Here is a 25,040-nt window from a genome sequence, read left to right as displayed (position 1 = left end):
TGTATTCAAGCCACGTCCCTAACCGCTGTGGGTGTTTCGCGCTAGCCTTCGCAACAGGCTCGTAAGCGGCCTGGACGCTTGGGGGATCCATCAGCACGGTGACGGCGACGACGGCGCGGGTGAGTGCACACAGGGCGGCCCGCGCGCTACTACGCGTCCGCGCGTGGGTGATAGCGGCATACGCCCTGAGCGCTGCCGCGGCATGCGCGGGCCTGGTCGGCCTGACGCGGTTGCGCGGCTTCGGCGGCTGGGGCGGTTTCGGGCCCGGCGCGGTGGCGGCGGCCGGCGTGGTGTGCGTGGTGTGGGCGCTGCCCGCGATCCGGCTGCATCGGAGCGCGATAGCCCCGCCGAAGACCGTGCCGCTGGCCGGCGGATCCGCTCCCGAGCTGGAACTGCTGGTCCGGCAGCTGGCGCTGCAACTCCAGGTGCCGACCCCGGCCGGGATCGAGCTGTCCCCGGACTGCGATGCCTGGCTGGACCCGCGTCCCGGCGGTCCGGTGCTGGTCATCGGGGCGCCGTTCCTGTGGTGGCTGCGAGTCAGCGAACTGCGGGGGCTGCTGGCGCCGTTGGTGGCCGGCATGGCGGCGGCCGGGGACGAGCGGATCGTGCGGGCCCGGGCCTTCGCCAACCGGAGCATCGGCGCCCTGCACGGCCGGCCGGACCGGACCCTGCGCCTGTTCCCGACGATGCGGCGGCGCCTGGCCGCCTACTTCGAGGCCCGCGCCGAGGTGCTGGAACGCGTCGTGGCCTGGGAGGCGGTGGCGGCCTCGCGGATGATCGAGCCGGCCGCCCGCGCCTATGCGCACGAGCAGATCAACATGGCCGCGGCCGGGTGGGACCGGGTCCTGACCCGGCTGGCGCAGCCGGCGTGGGAGTCGGGGTACTGCCCGGTCGGGCTGAACGTGGCGCTGGTCGGCGCGCTGACCTCGCTGGGACGGCGGGACCGGATGGCCGGCTCGCTGGCCACCCGGCTGAGCGAGCGGCCGGCGTGCGACCTGCTGGAGGAGCCCGGCGATGTGGACGCCCGCGCGTCGCGGATGGCGGCGGAGCTGTTCCAGGGGCGCCGGATCGAGCGGACGGTGACCTGGGAGCGGTACGTCACCTCGGTCACCGAGCCGGAGCTGGTGCGGCGCGCGGAGTCGGTGCCCGATGAGCACCCGGCCGCGAAGCGGATACGGACCCTGATCGCTGAGGCTGGGGTGCCGGGGGCGCGGCGGGGCGAGACGGCGGGGGTGGTGATCTCTGCCCCGATGAGCTCTGCCCCAATAAGCTCTGCCCCCATAATCTCCGGCCCGGTCATCCCCGGCCCGCGGGTGGGGGAAGTCGACGACGCGCCGGCCAGGGACGCCGCGGAGCCGGAGAGCGACAGTCTCGCCGCGTATCTCGCGGTCCGGCTCGTCGAGGCGCGGCTGGCGACCTGGGGGCTGGACTGGCTGGACGGCCCGGTGCTGCGCGACCGGGCCGGCGACGCGGTGCCGATCCACGACATGGCCTCGGCGCTCGCGGACGTCGGTGACGTTTCCCGATTGTCCGATTGGCTGGCCAGAAACACTCCGTGACCTGGCAGCGGACCCTGGCGGCGGACCCGGACATTGCCCGCGGGGGTACAGCCCTCGGCCGCCGAGGTCCTGACTCCGACCCCGTGGTCGGAGAACGGCCTGGGCGCCGCGCTGTCCGACCCGGCCGTGGGACCGGTTCTCGCGCCGCTGCCGCCGCCGAACGCGGACGGCAAGCTGCTGGTGCCGGCCGACGTGGGCCCGGACTGGGCCTACGACCCGGGCAGCCGGGAATCGAGCACCGGCGAGTTCGTCATGGACAACGGCTGCACCCCGGACCACAGCATCTTCGGCCTGGCCGCCGGCCGGGCCCTGGGCTACACCGGCAGCCTGCCGGACGGCACCCGGGCCACCGGGTTCGAAGGCGAGTACCGGCTGCCGGCCGGGACCGGTGCGAAGACGATGCAGGACGCGCGGACCTACGCCCGAGGCGGCTGCGACCCGGCGGCGAAGGACGGCGGCTTCTCCCAGGACACGGTGACGGAGCTGCCCGCGGGGATCGGCGACGGCGCCTTCGTGGAGAACCAGCCGCAGCAGGGCGGCGTGCGCGTCACGGTCCGAGTCGGCGACACGATCCTGCAGACGGACCTCACGCGCGCCGACCGCCAGCGGCTGACCCTGAGCTCGGACGCGGACCGGGCCTGGCTGCAACGGATCGCCGCCGCGATGGTGGCTCGCTACACCGGAGCCGCGCCACGGGGATGAGGCTGGGAGCCAGATCACACCACCGCTGAACTGCGGCGGTTAGGACAGGCGGCGGCCTCCTGGGAGAATCGGGTGTCAAGACCTCCCACGTCTGCCCAGGAAGGCCGCCGCCATGATCGAGCGTTACACCCTGCCCGAGATGGGCCGTGTCTGGTCCGAGGCCCACAAGTACGAGCTGTGGGCGCAGGTCGAGACGCTGGTCGTGGAGGCGCACGCGGCGGCCGGCACGATTCCGGAGTCGGCCGTGGAGCCGGTGCGCGAGGCCGCGCCGCCGACGCCGGAGGCGGTCGCCGCCATCGAGGCCGTCACGCAGCACGACGTGATCGCGTTCCTGTCCGCGTGGGCCGACAACACCGAGCCGCGCGAGGCGGCCGCGTTCGTGCACTTCGGCATGACCTCCTCGGACCTGCTGGACACGGCGCTGGCGCTGCAGCTCACCGAGGCCACCGACATCCTGCTGGAGAAGGCGGACAAGCTGGTCGCGGTGCTGCGGGACCACGCGCTGGCGCACCGCGCGACGCTGCGCGTCGGCCGGACCCACGGCATCCACGGTGAGCCGGACGTCTGGGGCCACCGGGTCGCCGACTTCGCCTTCGGCGTGGCCCGGTCCCGGGACCGGTTGCGCCGGGCCCGCGAGGCGGTCGGGGTGGTGGCGATCTCCGGCGCGGTCGGCACGTACTCCAACATCGATCCGGCGATCGAGGCCTTCGTCGCCGACAAGCTGGGCATGACGGCGGCGGACGTCTCCACCCAGGTGATCCTGCGCGACGGCGTGTCCGAGTGGGTGTCGGCCCTGGCGATCATGGCCACCGTCCTGGAGGCGATCGCGCTGGAGGTGCGGCACGGCCAGCGCACCGAGGTCCGCGAGTTGTGGGAGCCGTTCGGCAAGGGGCAGAAGGGCTCCTCGGCGATGCCCCACAAGAAGAACCCGATCATCTCCGAGCGCCTGGCCGGCATGGCCCGCATCGTCCGGGGCCAGATCGTCCCGGTGATGGAGGGCATCCCGCTGTGGCACGAGCGCGACATCTCGCACTCCTCCACCGAGCGCATCGCCCTGCCCGACGCCTCGATCGCCCTGGACTACATGCTGAACCTGACCATCCGCCTGATGAGCGGCCTGGTCGTGGACGCCGACCGCATGCGCGCCAACCTCGACTCCACCGGCGGGCTGGTCTACAGCTCCACGGTCCTGCTGGAGCTGGTCGAGATGGGCCTGGAGCGCGACACCCAGGCCTACCCGCTGACCCAGCGCGCGTCGATGAAGACCTGGGAGACCGGCCGGCCCTTCCGCGAGACGCTGCGCGAGGAGGCCGACGCCGCCGGGCTGGCCATCGACGAGGCGCGGCTGGACGAGGCGACCCGGCCGGAGCGGTTCGTGCAGCGGCTGGACGGGATGTTCGACAAGCTCGCGAAGCTGAGCTGACCTGAGATGAGTTGAGCCAAGCCGAAAGCGGCTGTCAGACCACGGTCTGGCAGCCGCTTTCGGCGTTTCCGGGGGAGGTTCGGGTCATTTTGTCACGGATGTTTCGCGTGAAACATCCGACGGTGGCACCACAAGTGGCGCGGTCTGGACGCCAGACTGAGCCAGAATGAGTTGCAGTGGTGCCATAGTGGTGCCACACTGGGGTCATGGAACTCACCCCCTACGTCGACAGCCTCCGCCGAGAGCTGACGACCGCGGCCGAGGTCGGCGGCGAGGCCGCACGCGCCCTCGCCGACCGGCTGGTGGCCCCCCTCGATGCCGCCGTGCGGCTCACCCTGCTGGAGGCGCTGTCGGTCGCGGCCGAGGAGATCTCCGCCGAGCTCGCTCCGGGCTCGGTGGACGTACGGCTGCGGGGTGGGAACGCCGGGTTCGTCGTGACGCCGCCGCCGGCCGCGCCCGCCGTCGGCGATGCCGTCGGCGAGTCCGCGCCCGGGGACGTCCGGCTGCCGGTCCGCGAGGGCGACGACGCCACCATGGTGCGGATCAACCTGCGGCTGCCGTCGAATCTCAAGGCCTTGATCGAGGACGCCGCCGCGGCGTCGGGGTTGTCCGTGAACGCCTGGATCGTGCGGGCGACCGCCGCCGGGCTGGCCAACGAGGGCCGGCGTGCGAGGCGCGGCAAGGGGTCGCACAAGGGCGATCGCAGCTACGGCGACAGTTACAGCGGCTGGGTCCGCTGACCAGTCTCGGCCGGACCGGACCGGACCGGTCATCCAAGCCAACGCACAGCGACCGAAGGGATCTCCTCATGTCTCAGTCGACCTACAACACCCCCTCCGCGATCGAGGTCGCGCTCGACCTCTACGTCGCCGACGTCCGCATCGCCGCCTCCGACCGCACCGACACTGTCGTCGAGGTGCGCCCCAGCGATCCGAACAAGGCCGCCGACGTCAAGGCCGCCGAGAACACGCGCGTCGAGTACGACGAGGCGACCGGCACGCTGAGCGTTGTCAGCCGCAAGCCGCGCAACCGGTTCGTCAACTTCAGCGGCAGACGGCCGGAGTCCATCGACCTGCGGATCGAGCTGCCGACGGACTCCGATGTCCGGGGCGAGGCCGAGATCGGCGAGATCGAGTCCGCCGGGGTGCTCGGCGCCTTCCAGCTCAAGACCGGCGTCGGCGGGGTGCGGCTGGAACACGCCGGGCCGGTGGACCTGCGCTCCGGCGTCGGCGAGATCTCCATCGAGGAGATCAGCGGTGCGGCCACGGTGAGCTGCGGTTCCGGCGTCATCCACCTGCGGGCCGTGGACGGCACCGCCGAGGTGACGAACAGCAACGGCAAGGTGGTCGTCGGCGTGGTGACCGGGCCGGCGACGGTGAAATCGTCCAACGGCGGCGTGTACGTCGATCGCGCGCTGTCCGACCTCACCGCCTCCACGTCCAACGGCGAGGTGCGGATCGGCGAGGTGGTGCGCGGCAAGGTGACCGCCACCTCCAAGAACGGCTACGTCGAGGTCGGCGTCCGCGAGGGCACCGCGGCCTGGCTGGACCTGAACGCCAATCTCGGCCGGGTCCACAACGAGCTCGACGCCGCCGAGGAGCCGCGGCCCGGCGAGCCGGTCGACAGGGTGGAGATCCACGCCAGCACCAAGCTCGGCGAGGTCACCGTCCGCCGTGCGCCGCGCCTGGACGAGGAGTGAGCAGCCCGGCGGAGCCCGCGATCTCCGCCCGCGGCCTGCGCAAGTCCTTCGGGGCGAGGACGGTGCTCGATGGCATCGACCTGACCGTGCCGGCCGGGACGATCCTGGCGCTGCTCGGGCCGAACGGCGCGGGGAAGACCACAGCCGTCCACCTCCTGACCACCTACCTGCGGCCCGACGCCGGCGACATCCGGATCGCGGGGTACGACCTGGCCGCCGATCCGCAGGCGGTGCGGCGGTCGATCGGGGTGACCGGGCAGTTCTCCGCGGTCGACGGCTATCTCACCGGGCGCGAGAACCTGATGCTGATGGCGGATCTGCACCTGCTGCCCAAGCCGGAGGGGCGGCGGCGGGCCGAGGATCTGCTGGAGCGCTTCGAGCTGACCGAGGCCGCCGGCAAGCCCGCGGCTACGTACTCCGGGGGGATGAAGCGCAAGCTCGACCTGGCGATGACGCTGGTCGGGGACCCGAAGGTGATCTTCCTCGACGAACCGACCACGGGGCTGGACCCGCGCAGCCGGCGGGTCATGTGGGACATCATCCGCGGGCTGGTCGCGGAGGGGACGACCATCCTGCTGACGACCCAGTACCTGGACGAGGCCGACCAGCTCGCGCACCGGGTCGCGGTGCTGGACGGCGGGCGCGTCGTCGCCGAGGGGACGCCGGCCGAGCTCAAGACCCGGATCCCGGGCGGACACATCGAACTGACCTTCGCCGACCGCGCCGAGCTCGACGCCGCCGCGCTGGTCCTCACGCCGAGCGGCCGCGACGACGACGCGCTCACGTTGCAACTGGCCGGCGACGGCCGGGTCAGCACCCTGCGGACCCTGCTGCGGCGCCTGGACGACGCCTCGGTCGAGGTCGAGGCGCTGGCCGTGCACACGCCCGACCTCGACGACGTGTTCTTCGCGCTGACCGGCAAGAAGGGGGCCTGAGGATGAGCACCGCGACACTGGCCGGCAGCGGCTTCGACGACGGCGGGACCGGCGGGACCGGCGGCGCCGGCGGAACTGGCAGGACCGGCAAGGGCGCCCGCCCCGACACCCGCTCGCACGCCCTGGTCCACGCCCGCATCATGCTGCGCCGCAACCTGCGCCACATGCTGCGCTACCCGTCGCTGACCCTCATGGTCACCCTGATGCCCCTGGTCTTCCTGCTCCTGTTCGTCTACGTCTTCGGCGGCACGCTCGGCTCCGGCCTCGGCAGCGGGACACCGGCCGGCGTGCACGGCGGCCGAGCCGCGTACGCCGCCTACGTCGCCCCCGCGATCATCGTGATGGCGGTGGCCGCGGCGGCGCAGGGCACCGCGATCGCCGTCGCGCAGGACATGACCGAGGGCATCATCGCGCGCTTCCGGACCATGGCCGTCGCGCGGTCCTCGGTGCTCACCGGGCACGTGGTCGGGGCCACGATCCAGACCATGATCAGCGTCGCGGTGGTGACCGGCGCCGCGATCGCCGTGGGCTTCCGCCCGCACGCGAACGCCGCCGAGTGGTTCGCCGCGTTCGGCGTGGTGCTCCTGCTGACCTTGGCCGTCACCTGGCTGTGCGTGGGCCTCGGGCTGTCGGCCAAGAGCGTGGAGACCGCCAGCAACTCGCCGATGTTCCTCATGCTGCTGCCCTTCCTGAGCAGCGGGTTCGTGCCGACGGACTCGCTCCCGACCGGGATGCGCTGGGTCTCGCGGTACGAGCCGTTCACGCCGGTCAACGAGACGCTGCGCGGGCTGCTGACCGGGACCAGGATCGGGGGCGACCTCGTGGTCACGCTCATCTGGTGCGCCGGGGTCGGAGCGCTGTCGTACGCCTGGTCGCGACGGCTGTACGAACGCGAGCCGAAGGCGGGCTGAAGCGCCGGTAGGCTTCAGGGCGTGATCACCGGCCTGAACCACCTTGCCAGCGGCAAGATCCGCGATCTGTACGCGGTCGGCGACGACCTCCTGCTCGTCGCCTCGGACAAGATCTCCGCCTACGACTTCGTGCTGGAGCAAGAGATCCCGGACAAGGGCCGGATCCTGACCCAGCTGTCGATGTGGTGGTTCAAACAGCTCGCCGATCTGGTGCCGAACCACGTGATCAGCGCCGACGTGGACCAGTTCCCGGCCGAGTTGCAGCCCTACAAGGAGGAGCTGCGGGGCCGGTCGATGCTCTGCCGCAAGCTGGCCATGGTGCCGGTGGAGTGCGTGGCGCGCGGCTACCTGACCGGTTCCGGGCTCGCCGAGTACGAGCAGAAGGGCACGGCGAACGGCGTGACCCTGCCGCCCGGCCTGGTCGACGGCTCCCGGCTGGACCGCCCGATCTTCACCCCGGCGATGAAGGCCGAGATCGGCGCGCACGACGAGAACGTCTCCTTCGACGTGATGGCCGAGCGGATCGCCGACCCGGAACTGGCCGCGCACCTGAAGGACATCACGCTGGCGGTCTACTCGCGGGCCCGCGAGATCGCCGAGGAGCGCGGGATCATCCTGGCCGACACCAAGTTCGAGTTCGGGCGGCTGCGCGGCGGGACCCTGGTCCTGGCCGACGAGGTGCTGACCCCGGACTCGTCCCGGTTCTGGCCGGCCGACGAGTGGAAGCCGGGCCGCACGCAGCCCTCCTTCGACAAGCAGTTCGTGCGGGACTGGCTCAGCTCCCCGGCCTCCGGCTGGGACCGCGCGTCCGACACCCCGCCCCCGGCCCTGCCGGAGGAGGTCGTGCAGGCGACCCGGGCCCGCTACGTCGAGGCCTACGAACGGCTCACCGGAGTGAAGTTCGACTAGGGATCGCAGTTCACAGGGTCGGGTCATAGAGGACCTCTATGACCTCATGCCCAAGTGACGGCTAGTTCGGAGAGCTCGTGCGCGTGACGCTGGAGTCATGGCACAAACGATCCCGCTCCCGGTACGACCCACCGCTCGCCGCACCCGCGGCGCCGGCCGCAACTCCCGCTGGTCCGGCGTCGCGGCGCGCGACGCGTTCCGCCACATCGGCCCGAACTGGTACGCCTCCGTCATGGGCACGGCGATCGTCGCCAACGCCGGAGCGGGGCTTCCCGGGTTCCAGCACGGCGCGCCCCGCGCGGCCGTCACCGCCGTCTGGGCGCTGGCGGCCGTCTGGCTCGCGGTGGTCCTGCTGGCCCGGGCCGCGCACTGGCGCTGGCACGCCGACCAGGCCCGCCGCGACCTCCTGGACCCGACGGTCGCCCCGTTCTACGGCTGCCTGTCGATGGCGATGACCGCCGTCTCGGCCGGGACGATGATCGTCGGCCGGGCCTGGATCGGCACCGGCGCGGCGCTCGGCCTGGCCTGGACGCTGTGGCTGGTCGGCACCCTGATCGGACTGGCCACCACGGTCGTGGTGCCCTACCTGATGATGACCCGGCACGACATCCGCGAAGGCAGCGCGGCCCCGGTCTGGCTGCTGCCGATCGTCGCGCCGATGGTCTCGGCCGCCACCGGCCCGCAGCTCATCCCGCACGTCGCCGCCGGCCAACTCCGCGAGACGATGTTCCTCGGCTGCTACGCGATGTTCGGCATCAGCCTGCTGGCGACGATGATCATCCTGCCGGTCGTCTTCTCGAAGCTGGTGCACCACAAGGCCCACCCGTCTCCCACCACCGCCCCAACAGAGGAGGCGCTACGCGCCGCTGCCCAATGCGCCGTCGCCGCCCCCGGCCTGTTCCTGGTCCTCGGCCCGCTCGGGCAGTCGGTGACCGCGGTGAACAACCTCGCTGACGTCGCGCACGGCGCCGTGAGCCCGCAGTTGGCGGACGCTCTGAAGCCGTTCGCCGTCATCTACGGCGTGCCGGTGCTGGGCTTCGCGATGATCTGGCTGCTCATGGCGCTGCTGGTGGTCGCCGACGTGGTCAAGCGGGGCCTGCCGTTCGCGATGACCTGGTGGGCGTTCACCTTCCCGGTGGGGACTTGTGTGACCGGAGCCACGGGGCTGTGGCACCACACCGGTCTGGCCGCGTACGCCTGGCTCGCCTGCGCGCTGTACGTGCTGCTGGTCGGCGCCTGGGCCGTCACGGCGGCCCGCACCGCGCGCGGCGCGGCCTCCGGCGAGCTGCTCCTGGGCCGGGCGGAAGCACACATAACCGCCGGTAGACTGGGGATCACCGCCACCCAATAGCCCCGGCGCGGACGTGCCGCGGCTGAAGCGAATGGGAGAACCCGTGGCCCGCGTCCTCGTCGACGTCATGCTCAAGCCCGAGATCCTCGACCCCCAGGGCCAGGCGGTGCAGCGCGCACTGCCTCGCATGGGCTTCGACTCCGTCACCAACGTCCGCCAGGGCAAGCGCTTCGAGCTGGAGCTCGCGGACGCCGACCCGGCCACCCTGCGGGCCACCGCCGAGCAGATGGCCGAGAAGCTGCTCGCCAACACCGTGATCGAGGACTTCAAGGTCACAGTGCTGTCGTCCGACGCCGAAGACACGAAGAGCAGCGAGAACGCCTGATGCCCGCGCGCATCGGCGTCGTCACCTTCCCCGGCACCCTGGACGACCAGCAGGCGCTGCGCGCCGCGGCGGCCGTCGGGGCCGAGCCGGTGGCGCTCTGGCACAAGGAGCAGAACCTGCACCAGGTGGACGCGGTCGTGCTGCCCGGTGGCTTCTCCTACGGCGACTACCTGCGCGCCGGCGCCATCGCCCGGTTCTCCCCGGTGATGGACACGATCATCGACGCGGCCCGGGGCGGGCTGCCGGTCCTGGGCATCTGCAACGGCTTCCAGGTGCTGTGCGAGGCGCACCTGCTGGAAGGCGCGATGATCCGGAACGGCGACCTGCACTTCATCAACCGCGACGTCACCCTGCGGATCGAGAACAACCGCACCGCGTGGACCTCGGACTACGAGGCCGGCGCCGAGGCGGTCATCCCGATCAAGAACATGGACGGCCGCTTCGTCGCCGACGAGCACACGCTCGACGCGCTGGAGGCCGAGGGCCGCGTACTGGCGCGTTACGTCTCTGACGACAATCAGCACAGTACCGCCAACCCGAACGGCTCGCTTCGCGACATCGCCGGCATCACCAACGCCGCCGGGAACGTGGTCGGCCTGATGCCGCACCCCGAGTACGCCATCGACGACCTGACCGGCCCGCATCCGGGCCCGGGCACCGACGGCCTGCCGTTCTTCACCTCGATCCTCAAGAGCTTGGTTTCCGCATGAGCACCGGCAACTCCTCCGAGAACGTGTTCGATACGACGGATGTGTTCGTAGACACCGCCGTCTCGTTCGACACCGTCGCGAAGGCCTCTGAGACCCCCGACGTGAAGCAGCCGTACCGCGAACTCGGCATGACCGAGGATGAGTACCTGCGCGTCCGCGAGATCCTGGGCCGCCGTCCCAGCTCCTCGGAGCTGGCCATGTACTCGGTCATGTGGTCCGAGCACTGCTCCTACAAGTCCTCCCGGGTGCACCTGAAGCAGTTCGGCGAGAAGGCCCCGAAGACCGCCGCGCTGCTGGTCGGCCCGGGCGAGAACGCCGGCGTCGTGGACGTCGGCGAGGGCCTGGCCGTCACCTTCAAGGTCGAGTCGCACAACCACCCCTCCTACGTCGAGCCCTATCAGGGCGCGGCGACCGGGGTCGGCGGCATCGTCCGCGACATCCTCACCATGGGCGCCCGCCCGATCGGCGTCATGGACCCGCTGCGCTTCGGCCCGGCCGACGCCCCGGACACCGCGCGGGTGCTGCCCGGCGTGGTGGCCGGGATCGGCGGCTACGGCAACTGCCTGGGCGTGCCGAACATCGGCGGCGAGATCGTCTTCGACCCCTGTTACCTGGGCAACCCGCTGGTCAACGCGCTGTGCGTGGGCGTCATGCGGGCCGACGAGATCAAGCTGGCCAAGGCCCCGGGCCCGGGCAACCAGGTGATCCTGTTCGGCGCCCGCACCGGCGGCGACGGCATCGGCGGCGCCTCGGTGCTGGCCAGCGCCACCTTCGACGAGGACGGCCCGGCCAAGCGCCCCAGCGTGCAGGTCGGCGACCCGTTCATGGAGAAGGTGCTCATCGAGTGCTGCCTGGAGATCTTCGCGGCCGATCTGGTCGTGGGCATCCAGGACCTGGGCGCGGCCGGGCTCACCTGCTCCACCACCGAGCTGGCCGCGGCCGGCACCGGCGGCATGGACGTGCGGCTGGACCTGGCGCCGCTGCGCGACTCGACGCTGACCCCTGAGGAAGTCCTCATGTCGGAGTCGCAGGAGCGGATGATGGCCGTGGTCGAGCCGGCCAAGGTCGAGGCGTTCCTGGCGGTCTGCGACAAGTGGGACGTCACCGCCACCGCGCTCGGCGAGGTCACCGACACCGGCCGGCTGCGCATGTGGTGGCACGGCGAGATCATCGTGGACGTGCCGCCGCGCACCCTGGCGCACGAGGGTCCGGTGTACAACCGGCCGTTCGCGCGGCCGGAGTGGCAGGACGCGCTGCAGGCCGACGCGCCGACCGCCGAGCGCCTCAAGCGCCCGGGCAACGCCGACGAACTGCGCGAGACCCTGCTGCGGCTGGTCGGCTCGCCGAACCTGGCCGACAAGACCTGGGCCGTGGAGCAGTACGACCACCGCGTCCAGGGCAACACGGTCCTGGGCCACGGCGAGGACTCCGGCATGGTCCGCCTGGACGCCGCGCTGCCGGGCACCTCGCTCGGCGTGGCGCTGGCCACCGACGGCAACGGCCGGTTCGCCAAGCTCGACCCCTACCAGGGCGCGCAGCTGGCGCTGGCCGAGGCCTATCGCAACGTGGCCGCCACCGGCGCCAAGCCGCTGGCCGTCACCGACTGCCTGAACTTCGGCTCGCCGGAGGACCCGGACGTCATGTGGCAGTTCGCCGAGGCCTGCCGCGGCCTGGCCGACGCCTGCCTGGAGCTGGGGACCCCGGTCACCGGCGGCAACGTGTCGTTCTACAACCAGACCGGCGACGTGAACATCCACCCGACCCCGGTGGTGGGCGTCCTCGGCGTGATCGACGACGTCGACCGCCGCACCCGCGGCGCCTTCGAGCGCGAGGGCGAGATCCTGCTGCTGCTCGGCGACACCCGCGACGAGTTCGGCGGCTCGGAGTGGGCGCACGAGGTCCACGGCCACCTCGGCGGCCTGCCCCCGCGCCTGGACCTGCGCCGCGAGAAGGTGCTGGCCGAGGTGCTGATCGCCGGTTCGCGCGACGGCATGCTCTCGGCGGCGCACGACCTGTCCGACGGCGGCCTGGCGCAGGCCGTCGTGGAGGGCTGCCTGCGCGGCGGCCACGGCGCCCGCCTGGTCCTGCCGGAGACGGACGCGGACGGCGGCACGCTGGACCCGTTCGTCGCGCTGTTCTCCGAGTCGGCGGGGCGCGCGCTGGTCGCGGTGCCGCGCAGCGAGGAGCTGCGGTTCACCGACATGTGCGTGGCGCGCGGGCTGCCCGTGGCGCGCGTGGGCGTCGTGGACGGGGACTCCCTGGAGGTGCAGGGGCAGTTCACCGCGCCGATGGCCGAACTGCGGGCGGCCCACGAGGCGCCGTTCCGGAAGTTGTTCGGGCACTCGGTCGTCGACGCCTGATAGTAGACGCCTGATGGCAGACGCCTGATCGGTAGACGCCTGACGTAGGAAGATACGCCTAAGGACCCCTGCTCAGCAGGGGTCCTTTCGCTATACCGTTCAGGAAAAACTCTCGGCTCGTCATTCTCACCTGGGGAGGGTGCGCCTATGCGCGCGCAGAGATTGTCGGTCTTGGCTGTGGGGGCCTTGGCTGTTCTGGGGGCGGCGCCTTACACCGCGATGTCGGCTCAGGCCGCGACTGCCGCACCGAAGGGGACCGCCGCGGCTGCCGCGGCACCCGCGACGGAGTTGGTGGTCGAGGGCCAGGCCGGGGACATGGTCACCGGCGGGTTCACCGGGGTGGAGCAGGGCTCCGGGTACGCGATGATGGCCAATGCCGACCTGAACGGCGGGGGTATCCCGCCGTCGTCCGACATCAGCTTCCAGTCGATCCACAACGGCGAGACCTCGGACCCGACGTCGTTCGGGTTCTCGTTCCACATGCCGTCCGGGCAGCAGTGGGCCGTCGGGCAGACGTACACGAACACCGAGGGCATCGTCTACGGCGGCGGTACGCAGCCCTGGTTCTACTTCAGCCAGTTCAACACCGGGCCCTGCGGCCGCCCGAGCGACGAGATCGGCGCCGAGGACGACAAGGGCACGGTCAAGATCGACGACCTGACCTGGACCAACGGTCCCAACAGCCAGGTCGCCAGCATGGAGCTGGAGTTCAGCCAGTCCTGCCACGGAGGTCCGGCGACCCGCGGCCTGTTCCGCTTCAACGAGACCGGCCCGGTCCCGCCAGGCGCGCCGACCGGGCAGCCGCTGCCCGCCGGCCAGGGCACCGTCGCGCCGCTGACGTTCCGGCGCGGGACGTCGATCCTCGCCGCGCCGGCCGGGGCCGTGGACGGGCCCCGGCTCGCGACCGTCTCCTCCGAGTCCGAGGGCCGTACGGCGTGGAACCCGCTGGGGACGCGGCTGCTGTACAGCTCGGACCCGGGCCTGTCGACGGTGCATCCGGACGGCAGCGGTGCCGCGCCGCTGACCGAGGTGCCCGGGGTGCGGACCAAGGACAGCGAGCCGGCGGTGAGCTGGGACGGCTCCGTCGTCGTGTTCGTCCAAGGCGACGGCGGCGCTGTGGCGAACCTGGTCTCGGAGAACACCGACGGGACCACGGCCGGCGACGCCTACCGCCTCCCGACCGGCCCCGCCTGCCAGCAGGAGCACAGCCCGAGCTTCGAAACGGACGGATCGCTGATCTACGAGTGCGTCACCGGCGATGCGCACTCGACGTACCGCCTCACCGGAAGCGGCGCGAGCCAGCTGATCCCGAACTCTTCGCAGCCGGCGTTCTCGCCCGACGTGTCGAAGATCGCCTTCGTGCGGCCGGACGGCAGCGGCATCGCGCAGATCTTCACCGCGAACGCCGACGGCAGCGGGGTCACCCAGGTGTCGCACGACCCGAACGGCGCGAGCAAGCCCGCGTGGTCGCCGGACGGGAAGTACCTCGCGTACGCCAACGAGACCTTCCACGAGATCCTCGAGATCCCGGCGGCCGGCGGTAGTCCGGTCGGCAGCATCCCCGACGCCGACGACCCGGACTTCACGCCGCCGGTCCTGGACTCCCACGTCCTGCGGGAGTGGGGCGCCGACCGCGTCGGGACCGCGATCGCGACCTCCCAGCTGAACTTCGCGAACCACGGCGCCGCCGACGGCCGCATCCCGGCCGGGGCGGTCGTGCTCGCGCGCAGCGACACCTTCGCCGACGCGCTCGGCGGCTCGGCGCTGGCCGTCCGCACCGACGCACCGTTGCTGATCACCGGCTCGGCGGGCCTGGACCCGGCGGTGAAGGCGGAGATCTCGCGCGTGCTGGCGCCCGGCGGGAAGGTGTACCTGCTCGGCGGGACGCAGGCGCTGTCGCCGGCGGTGGCCTCGGCGCTGTCGCACTACACGGTGGTGCGGCTGGCCGGGCAGACCCGCTACGGCACCGCGGTCGCCATCGCCAAGCAGATCAACCCGCGCCCGGGCATGGTGATGATCGCGACCGGCGCGCAGTTCCCGGACGCGCTGGCCGCCGGCGCGACCGGCCAACCGGTGCTGCTGACCGACGGCGGGGCCATGCCGAAGGAGACCTTGGACTACCTCAAGACGCTGAACCCGAACCCGGAGACGGCGGGCGGCACCCAGCTGGTCACCATCGGCGGACCCGGCGACGCGGCCCTGATCTCGGCCTACCAGGGCGACAAGATGCCGGCCTGGCCGACGACGATCTCGCGGCTGAAGCTGGCCGGCGCGGACCGGTACGCGACGTCCCTGATGGTCGCGCAGGACTTCTTCGCCGCCAACTCCAACCTGGCCCTGGCCACCGGCGCCACCTGGCCGGACGCCCTGTCCGGCGGCGCGATGATCGGCCTGCGCGGCGGCCCGCTGCTGCTGACGGCCCCCACCGGCATCAGCCCGGCGATGCTGTCGTATCTGCGCAGCCAGTCGGCGAGCCTGTACGACGCGTTCCTGATGGGCGGCACCGTAGCGCTGCCGAACACGATCGCTCAGCAGGTCGCCGCAGTGATCGGACTGCCCGGGCACGTGCGCGTCGGCGGCGCGTACGCGGCGGGCGTCGAGACAACGGCTGGCGCCGGGACGAAGGCTGACACGAGCGGTGCGGCTGGTTCCGCCCCGGCCGGTGCGCCGGCAGGTTCGGCGGGGCGGACGGCGCACGGCGGTGAGGTGGCGACGGTTTCCCGCGAGGGGTGAGATGAGGCAGAGGTTCAGGACTCCTCGTCCTCGTCCTCGTCCGCCCCGGCGGCCTCACGGACGTCTTTGACCGGGTCGCTGCGGAGCTTTTCGAAGAGCTCCGCAGCGGCCTTTTTGTTGAAGCCGTAGAGGGTCCAGGCGAGTGCTTCGCGGACGTCCGGGTCGGGGTGGTCCGCCAGATGCGCGATGCGGAACACGTCGCCTTGGCCGCGTCCTCGGAGGTGGTCCAGGAGTGTCACGATCTCCGGGCCGTCGTGGGCGGTGCGGAGTTTCTCCAGGACTTCTTGGCGGGGCAGGAGGTGGCTCTTGTCGTAGTACGAGGAGCTGTCGCGGATGCGGGAGATCCGGTACTCGCCCTTGTCCAGGCACGCCGGGCAGGCGCAGGGTCGGTGGCCGTGGGCGTTCGGGCGGTAGCGCCAGCCGACGGGACGGTTGAGGGACCTGATACGGCGGACCTCTTGGGCGGCGACGCCGCGGGGGAGGAAGACTTCGTATCCGCGCATCTCCTCTGGGGAGAGCGACAGGAAGCGCGCCACAGCCTGCGCGGCGCTCACCTGCTCGGGGGCTTTGCCGTAGTGGCCGACCGTCACGGTGGTGTCGTCCGGTATCCGGAAGTGGACCGCGGCCAAGCGGTGCGACTTCCAGCGCTTGATCTCGCGGGACCACTGGTAGGTCAACGTATAGTCCGCCAGGAGCGGTGTGCAGTAGAGACCGGGGCGTGGGTCGTCACTGCGTGACCGGCTGACCGGTGACAGGCCGGAGCGGCGGACGCGTGCGGAGTTCTTCTCCGGAGTCAGGTGTACGAACCAGGCCATAGTGCGTCCACGCTAAGGGCGCGACGCGGATCAGTCACCTGCATTGTTGTAGCGGTAGGGCTCGTATACGCCGAACCCGCTGTAGTACGGGTACGGGATCACATGGTGCAGCGTTCCCTGGGGACACAGTTCGTAGCCCACATAGGAGTTGTGCGCGTAGTCGGCCCACCGGTCGAAGAGGATGACGTGGCCGGTGGCGACGTCCGTGTTCAGTAGGACGTCGCCGGGGCGCAGGTCATCTTTGGCGATCCGGTGCGCGATCTGCGGCATGGTCGAGGTGACCAGGGAGTCCCGCAGTCCCCAGCACATGGAGACGAAGCCGGAGCAGTCTGTGCGGTACCCCTCGTGCCAGGCGCCCTGGTTGTACGGGACGTGCTGCGCGACCCAGTGCTCGGCGCGGGCGACCATCTGGCGGCGGAGGCGGCTGAGGGTGCCGAGCGCGGTCGCGGAGAGGTCCTGGGCGACCGCCGGGCGCCAGAGGCCTGAGCTGTCGGGCACGGGAGCGGCGCCGGGCACGGAGGAGGGTGCGAAGGAGTGGGCAGAGGGCGGTGAGTAGGAGGGCCCGGGATCCTCCGAGGACCCGGAGTACGGCCCCGCGCCGTCCAGGCCGGCGACGCTCTGATGCCCGGTCACCACACCTGCGCCGAACACCGGGACGTCCGCCGTCGGCAGACCGTGCCCGGGCGGCAGCTGCGCCGGGGAATGGACCGGGGAGTGGACCGGCGGCACCGCGGCGTGCACCGTCGCGTCGGCCTGTTCGTAGGTGCTCTGCGTGCAGCGGATGCGGGCGGCGTCGTCGACCAGTTCGCGGACCAGCCGGTCGGTCGCCGATTCCAGGGCCGCCAGGCCCGAGGACTCGGGGGCCAGCCGCGGATCCGCCGTCGCCGCCTCGACGATGTGGCGCAGGGTGCTGCTGATCTCGGCCAGTTCGCGGGCGAAGCCGTCCCAGGCGGAGGCCAGCCACTCGAACTCGGGGCCGAGCGCGTAGAAGCTGGCGCCTTCCGGCGCCGTCTGGCTCACCGCCCCGGCTCCGGCCCTGGTCCCGGCTCGGGCCCCGGCTCCGGTCGCAGTGCCGGGCCGGCGCCGATCGCCTCGCCGCCGGGTCGGCTGCCGACCAGGCCGCTGATCCCGGCGACGACCTGCGCGTGACCGCTGAGCTGGGCTTCCGCCCGGGCGTGCCCCGCGCGCCCCGGCTGCGCCGCGAGCGGTGCCACCTCCGCGGCGTGCACGCGCTCCGCCGAGGCCCGCAGCGCCACCGCCATCTGCAGGCACTCCCGCGCCCGCTCGGCGGCGCGGGCCCGGAAGCGCTCGGCCGCCCGGCCGGACCAGGTCACCTGCGCGGTGGCCCGCACGATCGCGGCGGACAGCTGGTCCATGCGGTGCGCCTGGGCGTCGATCGCACCGGCCAGCGCCGCGCGTTCGGGAGCCGCGCCGGGGGCGTCGGCGGGAGCGGGGGCGGAGGTCTGGGCGGTGATCACGGTGACAGCACGCTAGTCGCGAAACGCGCAGATCACCGCGAATCGCGAGGGCGATTCACCGTAATGGATGAGTTTGTTCCAGAGCCGGGAACAGGGCTTGAAGCAGGGCGTCCGACCAACTCCTCCGCATGCCGAAGCACCCGAATCGGCCCTCCTGGCCGTCTCAGCCCTCCGCTATATTCCGCAGCATGCCCAAGACCCGCCGCCCCGCCCCCGCCAAGGTCCGCCAAGCCATCGTGAACCAGTGGCAGGCCCACGTCGGGTACGCGGCCGCCCTGAGCCCCGAGCAGCTCGCCGAGCCGTCGAAGCTGGCCGGCTGGGACGTGAAGACCCTCGTCGGGCACGTCGCCTTCACCGTGCACACGGTGGTGGCCCGGGCCGCCGAGCCGGTCGCCGGGGCGCAGGCCGAGGTCTACGACTGGATGACCGCCACGCCGACCGCCAGGGCCCAGGTCGACGCCGGGACCCGGGAGCTGGTCGCGGACGGCGTGGTGCTGGCCGACGAGGTGGCCGGGGCCCGGAAGGTCATGGAGCGCTACGGCGACGAGGACCTGATCGCCATGCGCTTCGGCCCCATGCGCTTCGACGACTTCCTGGTCTCGCGCATTGTGGAGGCCACGGTGCACGCCGACGACCTGGAGCGGTCCACCGGGATCGAGTTCCCGCACGACCGCGAGGCGCTGGCGATCACGGTCCGGCAGCTGGCCGACGCGATGGCGACCAAGGTCCCGGGCAATTCCGTGGAGCTGCGGGTGCCGCCGTTCGCCGCCGTGCAGTGCGTCCCGGGCCCGCGCCACACCCGCGGGACGCCGCCGAACGTGGTGGAGCTGGCGCCGAAGACCTGGATCCGGCTCGCCGCCGGGCGGATGACCTGGGACCAGGCCGTGGACGAGGCCCTGGTGTCGGCCTCGGGGCAGCGGGCGGATCTGAAGGAGTTCCTGCCGCTGATGGGATGAACCCCGCTGGGATGAAGCCGCCGGGGTGAGGCCCGCGGCGCGTGGCGTGGGTCTCATCGGCGCCCCGGATCGTCACATTTGCAGATAGGCGGCTGTATCGGCCGGAAGGATCATCACAGTCCGTGGCATAGACTCGATGCTGTGATCCACGTTTCCGGCTTCCGCCCCGGCGATGGCAGACTCACCCACGAACTCGACCCCCAGGACGCCGGCCCGCAGGACGCCTGCGGTGTCTTCGGCGTCTGGGCTCCCGGCGAAGAAGTCGCGAAGCTCGCGTACTTCGGCCTGTACGCGTTGCAGCACCGCGGCCAGGAATCCGCCGGTATCGCCGTGTCGAACGGCAAACAGATCCTGGTCTACAAGGACATGGGCCTGGTGTCCCAGGTCTTCGACGAGGCCACCCTGCAGTCCCTGCAGGGATACCTGGCCATCGGCCACGCGCGCTACTCCACCACCGGTTCTTCGGTGTGGGAGAACGCACAGCCGACCTTCCGCGCGACCGCGCACGGTGCCGTGGCCCTGGGCCACAACGGCAACCTGACCAACACCGGCGAGCTGGCCCGGCTGGCCGCGGAGCGGCGGACCAAGTCCGGCGCCTCCGACAAGCACGCCATGACCTCCGACACCGGGCTCATGACGGAGCTGCTGGCCTCCTACTCGGACCGCACCCTGGAGGACGCGGCCGCCGAGGTGCTGCCGCAGCTGCGCGGGGCCTTCTCCCTGGTGTTCATGGACGAGACCACGCTGTACGCGGCGCGCGACCCGCAGGGCGTGCGGCCGCTGATGCTCGGCCGCCTGGACCGCGGCTGGGTGGTGGCTTCCGAGCAGGCCGCGCTGGACACGGTCGGCGCGAGCTTCATCCGCGAGATAGAGCCCGGCGAGCTGATCGCCGTGGACGAGAACGGGCTGCGCTCCCGGCACTTCGCCGAGCCCCGGCCCAAGGGCTGCGTCTTCGAGTACGTCTACCTGGCCCGCCCCGACGCCACGATCGCCGGCCGCAACGTGCACGCCGCGCGCGTGGAGATGGGCCGCACCCTGGCCCGCGAGGCGCCGGTGGAGGCCGACCTGGTCATCGCCACGCCCGAGTCCGGCACCCCGGCCGCGATCGGCTTCGCCGAGGAGTCCGGCATCCCGTTCGGCCAGGGCTTCGTCAAGAACGCCTACGTCGGCCGCACCTTCATCCAGCCCAGCCAGACCCTGCGCCAGCTCGGCGTGCGGCTGAAGCTGAACGCGCTGCGCGAGGTCATCGAGGGCAAGCGCCTGGTCGTCGTGGACGACTCGATCGTGCGCGGCAACACCCAGCGCGCCGTGCTCAAGATGCTGCGCGAGGCCGGGGCCACCGAGGTCCACCTGCGGATCTCCTCCCCGCCGGTGAAGTGGCCGTGCTTCTACGGCATCGACTTCGCCACCCGCGCCGAGCTGATCGCCAACGGCCTGAGCACCGAGGAGATCGCCAAGTCCATCGGCGCCGACTCGCTGGCCTACATCACCCTGGACGGCATGACCGAGGCCACGCACCAGAGCGCCGACCGGCTGTGCCGCGCGTGCTTCGACGGCGTGTACCCGATCGAGCTGCCGGAGGAGGAGCTGCTGGGCAAGCACCTCCTGGAGATCGCGGTCGACCCGCTGGCCCGCACCGACGCCCTGTCGCGGCCGTAGTCCGGCGCGCGGCTGACGCCACATTTAAGGAAATTCACCATGTCCACTGGACCCACCGGCGCCACCTACGCCGCGGCCGGCGTCGACATCGAGGCCGGCGACCGCGCGGTCGAGCTGATGAAGGAATGGGTCGCCAAGACCCGGCGGCCGGAGGTCCTCGGCGGCATCGGCGGCTTCGCGGGCCTGTTCGACGCCTCCGCGCTGAAGGCGTACGACCGGCCGCTGCTGGCCACCTCCACCGACGGCGTGGGCACCAAGGTCGCGATCGCGCAGCGGCTGGACAAGCACGACACCATCGGCCGCGACCTGGTCGGCATGGTCGTGGACGACCTGGTGGTCTGCGGTGCCGAACCGCTGTTCATGACCGACTACATCGCCACCGGCAAGGTGGTGCCCGAGGTGATCGCCGGGATCGTCAAGGGCATCGCCGAGGGCTGCGTGCTGGCCGGCTGCGCGCTGGTCGGCGGCGAGACCGCGGAGCACCCGGGCCTGCTCAAGCCGGGTGAGTACGACGTGGCCGGGGCCGGCACCGGGGTGGTCGAGGCCGACAAGGTGCTCGGCGCCGAGCGGGTCCGGGAGGGCGACGTGCTGGTCGCGATGGCCTCCTCCGGCGCGCACTCCAACGGGTACTCGCTGCTGCGGCACGTGTTCTTCCAGGTCGCGGGCTGGGAGCTGGACCGCGACGTGCCCGAGTTCGGGCGCACGCTCGGCGAGGAACTGCTGGAGCCGACCCGCATCTACTCGCTGGACTGCCTGGCTCTGATCGCGGCCGTGGAGCGGGACGGCGAGCCCGGGGTGCACGCCATCTCGCACATCACCGGCGGCGGCGTGGCGGCGAACATCGCCCGGATCATCCCGGCGGGCCTGGAGGCGCGGCTGGACCGCGGCACCTGGACCCCGCCGGCGGTGTTCGGCACGGTCGGCCGGCTCGGCGGCGTGGAGACGCTGGAGCTGGAGAAGACGCTGAACATGGGCGTCGGCATGGTCGCGGTGCTGCCGGCCGAGTCGGTGGACCCGGCGCTGGCGCTGCTGGCCGCGCGCGGACTGCCCAGCTGGGTGTGCGGCGAGGTCGTGGCATCCGAGGGCGCGACCACCGTCGGCGGCGCCAAGGGCGGCGACGGCGCGGCGTCCCTGCACGGCGACTACGCGGCGTAGTAGCGGGGCCCGGTTTCCGGGAAAGCATCAAGGGCGCCTCGGCGATCGAACGCCGGGGCGCTTCATTTACCTCACGAGTCCCACACGCCTCACGCGTGTGCCCCCGTTTCAGGCGTGACGAAGGCCCGTCCCAGGGGGACGGGCCTACTCAACCGGTGCTCGGTGGCCCGGTCCAGCCTCAACCGCGGCGGTGGTGACTGCGGACAGAGCCGCCGTCGTCCTCGCTGTCAAAGTCGTCGTCATCGTCGTCATCGGCGTACTTCGCGTACAACTCGTCGTCGTCCGCGTCGTCGTCCTGCTGCGACGGTGCCTCGGCGGAATGCCCGTTGGACGTGGTGTGTACGCCGTCCTTCTGCAGCTCACGTTGGAGCTGCGTGAGATCGGTCCCCACGTCGCGATACTTCAGGTCTCGGGCGACCCGCGTCTGCTTGGCCTTGGCCCGGCCGCGCCCCATTGGCTCGACCCCCTCAACGATCGGGGCTGGTCTGCCCCTGCTCCGGTCATACGGTCAGTCGTGAGAACTCACGGTACCTGTTTCCCCAACCGATCGGTACGAGCCATACGGCTGATCGGCACGAACAGGCATAGCCGACCGCGTTACTCGGGTGTCACAGGCACGACCCCACGATAGCGCTTATACCCGCATCGATGCCACGCGCCACCGGGGGTATCTGACGAGGCGTCCTTTCGGAAGGCGAAGGGCACCCGAGGAATGCTGGTCGGTCTGGCGAGGCGGCAGCGCCGCCGTAGCGCACGGAAAACTCGTCGGGAACGAGGCTGGGCGTGCCGGACGGCTGCCCTCGACCCGGTGTTGGTCGTGGGCTGGCGGCTTGCCGTAAGCGCAGCGCATGGCAAGGCACCGGTGCGGTCAGGCTCGGAGCTCCGGCGATTTTCCGCCCGTCCAGCATTCCTCGGGCGCCCTTAGGGGAGGTATACGCCCCGCAGTCGGCCCACGTCGCGCATGCGCCGCTCGGCGAGGCGGTCGGCGGCCACCGAGGGCGGCACACCCTCCTCCGACGCCAGGGAGTAGATGCGCATCGTGGTGTCGAAGATCCCCGACGCGCGGCGCTTGGCCCGCTCGAAGTCGAAGCCGTTGATCTCGTCCGCGACCTGGATCACGCCGCCGGAGTTCACCAGGTAGTCCGGGGCGTACAGGATGCCGCGGGCCTCCAGCTGCTTCTCCACGCCGGTGTGGGCGAGCTGGTTGTTCGCGGCGCCGCAGACGATCTTCGCGGTGAGCGCGGCGACGGTGGTGTCGTCCAGGGCTCCGCCGAGTGCGCACGGGGCGTAGACGTCTATGTCGGCCGCGATCAGCTCCTCGGTGGAGGAGACCAGCTCGACCTGCGCGTAGTTGTCGCGCAGCCACTGGATCGCACCCTCGTAGGGGTCCGTCGCGACGATCGAGGCGCCGTCCTCGATGAGGTGCCCGATCAGGTAGCGCCCGACCTTGCCGACGCCGGAGATGCCGACCCGCTTGCCGGCCAGCGAGGGCGAGCCCCACAGGTGCTCGGCGGAGGCCCGCATGCCCTGGAACACGCCGTAGGCGGTGAGCACGGAGGAGTCGCCGGCGCCGCCGGACTCCACGGAGCGGCCGGTGACGAACTTCGACTCCCGGGCGACGATGTCCATGTCCTGCACGTAGGTGCCGACGTCGCACGCGGTGTAGTAGCGCCCGTTGAGGGACTGCACGAAGCGGCCGTAGGCGCGCAGCAGCGCCTCGGTCTTGATCTCGTTCGGGTCGCCGATGATGACGGCCTTGCCGCCCCCGAGGTCCAGACCGGCGAGGGCGTTCTTGTACGACATGCCGCGTGACAGGCGCAGGACGTCCTTGAGAGCGTCCTGCTCGCTGGCGTAGGGGAAGAAGCGAGTACCGCCGAGACCCGGGCCGAGCAGCGTGTTGTGGACCGCGATGATGGCCTTCAGGCCGGTCTCCTCGTCGCGGCAGTACACGACCTGCTCGTGGTCGCTGGCGAATACCTCGCTGACGTCGTTGTCAGGCTTGTCAGACACTGCGTTGCTCCTGATGGTGACTGGTGGTCGGGGAGGCTTGCTGTGATAGAGGCCTCCGTCTGGCGGGGCTGCGCGGGGATCGCCCGCTCTGTTCCCCAGAGGATGGAGGCAGTATGGAGGAAGCCTATTGGGGTCGGGCGGCGAACGGGGCGAGAGGGGCGTAGGTGGCGCGGAACCGGTCCGCACGACGACCGGTCGTCCTCGGTCCGTGGGCCCCGTGCCGACGCGCCGGAGCGCCATTGGTGAGAGCATCACTACGTGCGCGCATCCCCCGGCGGCGCGATTCCGGCGCCCTACATGGCCTACCTGCGGGTGTACGAACCGCTGAGCGCTTTTCCGGCCGGGGAGCGCGCGGAGTGGGAGTCCTGGCTCCGGCGGAACCCGGAGCCGAAGACGCTGGGGGAGGAGCAGAGCGCCTCCCTGCGCGGCCTGGTGGCGGTGCCCCCCATCGCGGTCCCGGAGACCGAGTCGCGGGTCGCCTACGTCCTGGACAGCGGCCAGACGCCCCTGCTGTGCCCGTGGCAGTCGCGGCTGCGGTCCTGGCTGGCGCTGACCGAGCTGCGCGCGGTCCACGGCGACGGCGGCGTCCGCCTGTTCTGGCCGCGGGGCGTCCTGGAGCGCGCCGACAGTGAGTACGAACGGTGGTGGGCCGAGGACCCGGAGGCACTGCCGCACATCCTGACCGCGTCCTGGCAGGTGCCGATCCGTTGGCTGGTCCTGTTCGGCATGGAGGACGCGGTCACCGGCGACGGCGACGGCGATGGGGGCGGAGGCGGGACCCGGGCCGGCGGCGAGGCGGCCGAGGGGGCTGCAGGGGCCGCAGGAGCCGCTGGAGCTGCGGGGGACGAGAAGGTCGTCGCTGTGACGCTCCAGTTCCGTACAGCGATGAGTCAGGCGCGTAAGCGGTGTGCCAGGGCGCTGCGAGTCCTTAAGCGCGCCCTCGGAGCGGGACCGCTTGTGGAGGCCGTGGAGACGCTGGGAATGTGGTTGGAGGAGTTCCACCCGCACTCGGTCGTCGAGCTCGATTACGGGGGTCTTATGGGGTTGCTGGTGGCCCAGGACGCACTGGGTGCCGAGGAGCGGGTGGACGGGGTCGTCCTGGACTGTTCCGTCCGTTATGTGGCAGACGGTCTCGCCGCCCTGGCTCAGGGTGACGATACGGGGGTCACCGCTGCGTATCTGCGCTATCGCGCTAAGTGGGATGCGGTACGGGTGCTGGCGCGCGCGAACTAGCGTGGCGCGCTTGGCATGATCAGGGGTCTTCCGCGCCAGCGGTACTCCGTGTCAAGATCACCTCGCCGACCGCTTCCCGGCGCGGGCGCGGGGTCGAATCCAGGCATGGCGGGTGAA

The 25,040-nt window shown here is 71.6% G+C and carries 22 protein-coding genes; 17 read left to right on the top strand and 5 right to left on the bottom strand.

Features of this window, described 5'->3' with window-relative positions:
* The first annotated feature begins 119 nt into the window (after positions 1 to 119).
* The 13 genes from ABIA35_RS01145 to ABIA35_RS01085 all read left to right on the top strand — a co-directional run bounded on the left by ABIA35_RS01145 (position 120) and on the right by ABIA35_RS01085 (position 15,617).
* Entirely contained in the window at positions 120 to 1,559 is a 1,440-nt protein-coding gene (locus ABIA35_RS01145; RefSeq protein WP_370356141.1) for a hypothetical protein, read from the top strand.
* 33 nt (positions 1,560 to 1,592) lie between these two features.
* On the top strand, positions 1,593 to 2,261 hold the full coding sequence (locus tag ABIA35_RS01140) for a hypothetical protein (protein WP_370356140.1): 669 nt from the start codon (positions 1,593 to 1,595) through the stop codon (positions 2,259 to 2,261).
* A gap of 112 nt (positions 2,262 to 2,373) precedes the next feature.
* Positions 2,374 to 3,684, top strand: a complete 1,311-nt coding sequence (purB, locus tag ABIA35_RS01135; RefSeq protein ID WP_370339950.1) for an adenylosuccinate lyase — start codon at positions 2,374 to 2,376, stop codon at positions 3,682 to 3,684.
* A gap of 206 nt (positions 3,685 to 3,890) precedes the next feature.
* Positions 3,891 to 4,424: a DUF1778 domain-containing protein gene (locus tag ABIA35_RS01130; RefSeq protein ID WP_370356138.1), complete on the top strand. Its 534-nt coding sequence runs from the start codon at positions 3,891 to 3,893 to the stop codon at positions 4,422 to 4,424.
* 68 nt (positions 4,425 to 4,492) lie between these two features.
* On the top strand, positions 4,493 to 5,383 hold the full coding sequence (locus tag ABIA35_RS01125; RefSeq protein WP_370356136.1) for a DUF4097 domain-containing protein: 891 nt from the start codon (positions 4,493 to 4,495) through the stop codon (positions 5,381 to 5,383).
* A complete protein-coding gene (locus tag ABIA35_RS01120) occupies positions 5,380 to 6,318 on the top strand; it encodes an ATP-binding cassette domain-containing protein (protein WP_370356134.1) in 939 nt (312 codons plus the stop codon). Before ABIA35_RS01125 ends, ABIA35_RS01120 begins: the two co-directional genes overlap by 4 nt.
* 2 nt (positions 6,319 to 6,320) lie before the next feature.
* Positions 6,321 to 7,229: an ABC transporter permease gene (locus tag ABIA35_RS01115; protein WP_370356132.1), complete on the top strand. Its 909-nt coding sequence runs from the start codon at positions 6,321 to 6,323 to the stop codon at positions 7,227 to 7,229.
* Positions 7,230 to 7,250: 21 nt separating this feature from the next.
* Entirely contained in the window at positions 7,251 to 8,138 is an 888-nt protein-coding gene (locus ABIA35_RS01110; RefSeq protein ID WP_370339954.1) for a phosphoribosylaminoimidazolesuccinocarboxamide synthase, read from the top strand.
* Positions 8,139 to 8,235: 97 nt separating this feature from the next.
* Positions 8,236 to 9,489, top strand: coding sequence for a TDT family transporter (locus ABIA35_RS01105; RefSeq protein WP_370339955.1), 1,254 nt, complete (start codon positions 8,236 to 8,238; stop codon positions 9,487 to 9,489).
* Between the two features lie 43 nt (positions 9,490 to 9,532).
* Positions 9,533 to 9,814, top strand: coding sequence for a phosphoribosylformylglycinamidine synthase subunit PurS (gene purS, locus ABIA35_RS01100; protein ID WP_370339956.1), 282 nt, complete (start codon positions 9,533 to 9,535; stop codon positions 9,812 to 9,814).
* On the top strand, positions 9,814 to 10,524 hold the full coding sequence (purQ, locus tag ABIA35_RS01095; protein WP_370339957.1) for a phosphoribosylformylglycinamidine synthase subunit PurQ: 711 nt from the start codon (positions 9,814 to 9,816) through the stop codon (positions 10,522 to 10,524). Before purS ends, purQ begins: the two co-directional genes overlap by 1 nt.
* The gene (purL, locus tag ABIA35_RS01090) at positions 10,521 to 12,884 is read left to right on the top strand and encodes a phosphoribosylformylglycinamidine synthase subunit PurL (protein ID WP_370339958.1); all 2,364 of its coding nucleotides are present in this window, start codon (positions 10,521 to 10,523) and stop codon (positions 12,882 to 12,884) included. Before purQ ends, purL begins: the two co-directional genes overlap by 4 nt.
* Positions 12,885 to 13,031: 147 nt before the next feature.
* A complete protein-coding gene (locus ABIA35_RS01085; RefSeq protein WP_370356130.1) occupies positions 13,032 to 15,617 on the top strand; it encodes a cell wall-binding repeat-containing protein in 2,586 nt (861 codons plus the stop codon).
* A 14-nt stretch (positions 15,618 to 15,631) separates the two neighbouring features.
* Here the strand turns inward: ABIA35_RS01085 and ABIA35_RS01080 are convergent, their stop codons facing one another.
* The 3 genes from ABIA35_RS01080 to ABIA35_RS01070 are packed head-to-tail and all read right to left on the bottom strand — an operon-like array spanning position 15,632 to position 17,910.
* Positions 15,632 to 16,432: a HEAT repeat domain-containing protein gene (locus ABIA35_RS01080; protein WP_370356128.1), complete on the bottom strand. Its 801-nt coding sequence runs from the start codon at positions 16,430 to 16,432 to the stop codon at positions 15,632 to 15,634.
* 30 nt (positions 16,433 to 16,462) lie between these two features.
* Positions 16,463 to 17,452 carry a hypothetical protein gene (locus ABIA35_RS01075; RefSeq protein WP_370356126.1) on the bottom strand — a complete coding sequence of 330 codons (990 nt, stop codon included), beginning with the start codon at positions 17,450 to 17,452 and terminating at the stop codon, positions 16,463 to 16,465.
* Complete coding sequence (locus ABIA35_RS01070; protein WP_370356124.1) at positions 17,449 to 17,910, bottom strand: hypothetical protein; 462 nt, start codon at positions 17,908 to 17,910, stop codon at positions 17,449 to 17,451. Before ABIA35_RS01070 ends, ABIA35_RS01075 begins: the two co-directional genes overlap by 4 nt.
* A gap of 188 nt (positions 17,911 to 18,098) precedes the next feature.
* On the opposite strand from ABIA35_RS01070, the gene ABIA35_RS01065 reads away from it, so the two are divergent.
* The 3 genes from ABIA35_RS01065 (at position 18,099) to purM (ending at position 21,680) form a co-directional block, all read left to right on the top strand.
* Positions 18,099 to 18,866, top strand: coding sequence for a sterol carrier family protein (locus tag ABIA35_RS01065; protein WP_370356123.1), 768 nt, complete (start codon positions 18,099 to 18,101; stop codon positions 18,864 to 18,866).
* Positions 18,867 to 19,007: 141 nt separating this feature from the next.
* Positions 19,008 to 20,525, top strand: a complete 1,518-nt coding sequence (gene purF / locus ABIA35_RS01060) for an amidophosphoribosyltransferase (RefSeq protein ID WP_370339963.1) — start codon at positions 19,008 to 19,010, stop codon at positions 20,523 to 20,525.
* A gap of 39 nt (positions 20,526 to 20,564) precedes the next feature.
* Positions 20,565 to 21,680, top strand: a complete 1,116-nt coding sequence (gene purM / locus ABIA35_RS01055) for a phosphoribosylformylglycinamidine cyclo-ligase (RefSeq protein WP_370339964.1) — start codon at positions 20,565 to 20,567, stop codon at positions 21,678 to 21,680.
* Positions 21,681 to 21,858: 178 nt separating this feature from the next.
* Here the strand turns inward: purM and ABIA35_RS01050 are convergent, their stop codons facing one another.
* Together ABIA35_RS01050 and ABIA35_RS01045 are read right to left on the bottom strand one after the other, a co-directional pair.
* Complete coding sequence (locus ABIA35_RS01050; protein WP_370339965.1) at positions 21,859 to 22,134, bottom strand: DUF3073 domain-containing protein; 276 nt, start codon at positions 22,132 to 22,134, stop codon at positions 21,859 to 21,861.
* A 467-nt stretch (positions 22,135 to 22,601) separates the two neighbouring features.
* Positions 22,602 to 23,690: a Glu/Leu/Phe/Val dehydrogenase gene (locus ABIA35_RS01045; protein ID WP_370339966.1), complete on the bottom strand. Its 1,089-nt coding sequence runs from the start codon at positions 23,688 to 23,690 to the stop codon at positions 22,602 to 22,604.
* Positions 23,691 to 23,948: 258 nt separating this feature from the next.
* Between ABIA35_RS01045 and ABIA35_RS01040 the strand changes: the two genes are divergently transcribed.
* Positions 23,949 to 24,923 carry a hypothetical protein gene (locus ABIA35_RS01040; RefSeq protein ID WP_370356121.1) on the top strand — a complete coding sequence of 325 codons (975 nt, stop codon included), beginning with the start codon at positions 23,949 to 23,951 and terminating at the stop codon, positions 24,921 to 24,923.
* The last annotated feature ends 117 nt before the right edge of the window (positions 24,924 to 25,040 follow it).

Source organism: Catenulispora sp. MAP12-49 (genome assembly GCF_041262705.1).
Classification (GTDB): domain Bacteria; phylum Actinomycetota; class Actinomycetes; order Streptomycetales; family Catenulisporaceae; genus Catenulispora.
This window is presented reverse-complemented; position numbering and strand designations above follow the sequence as displayed.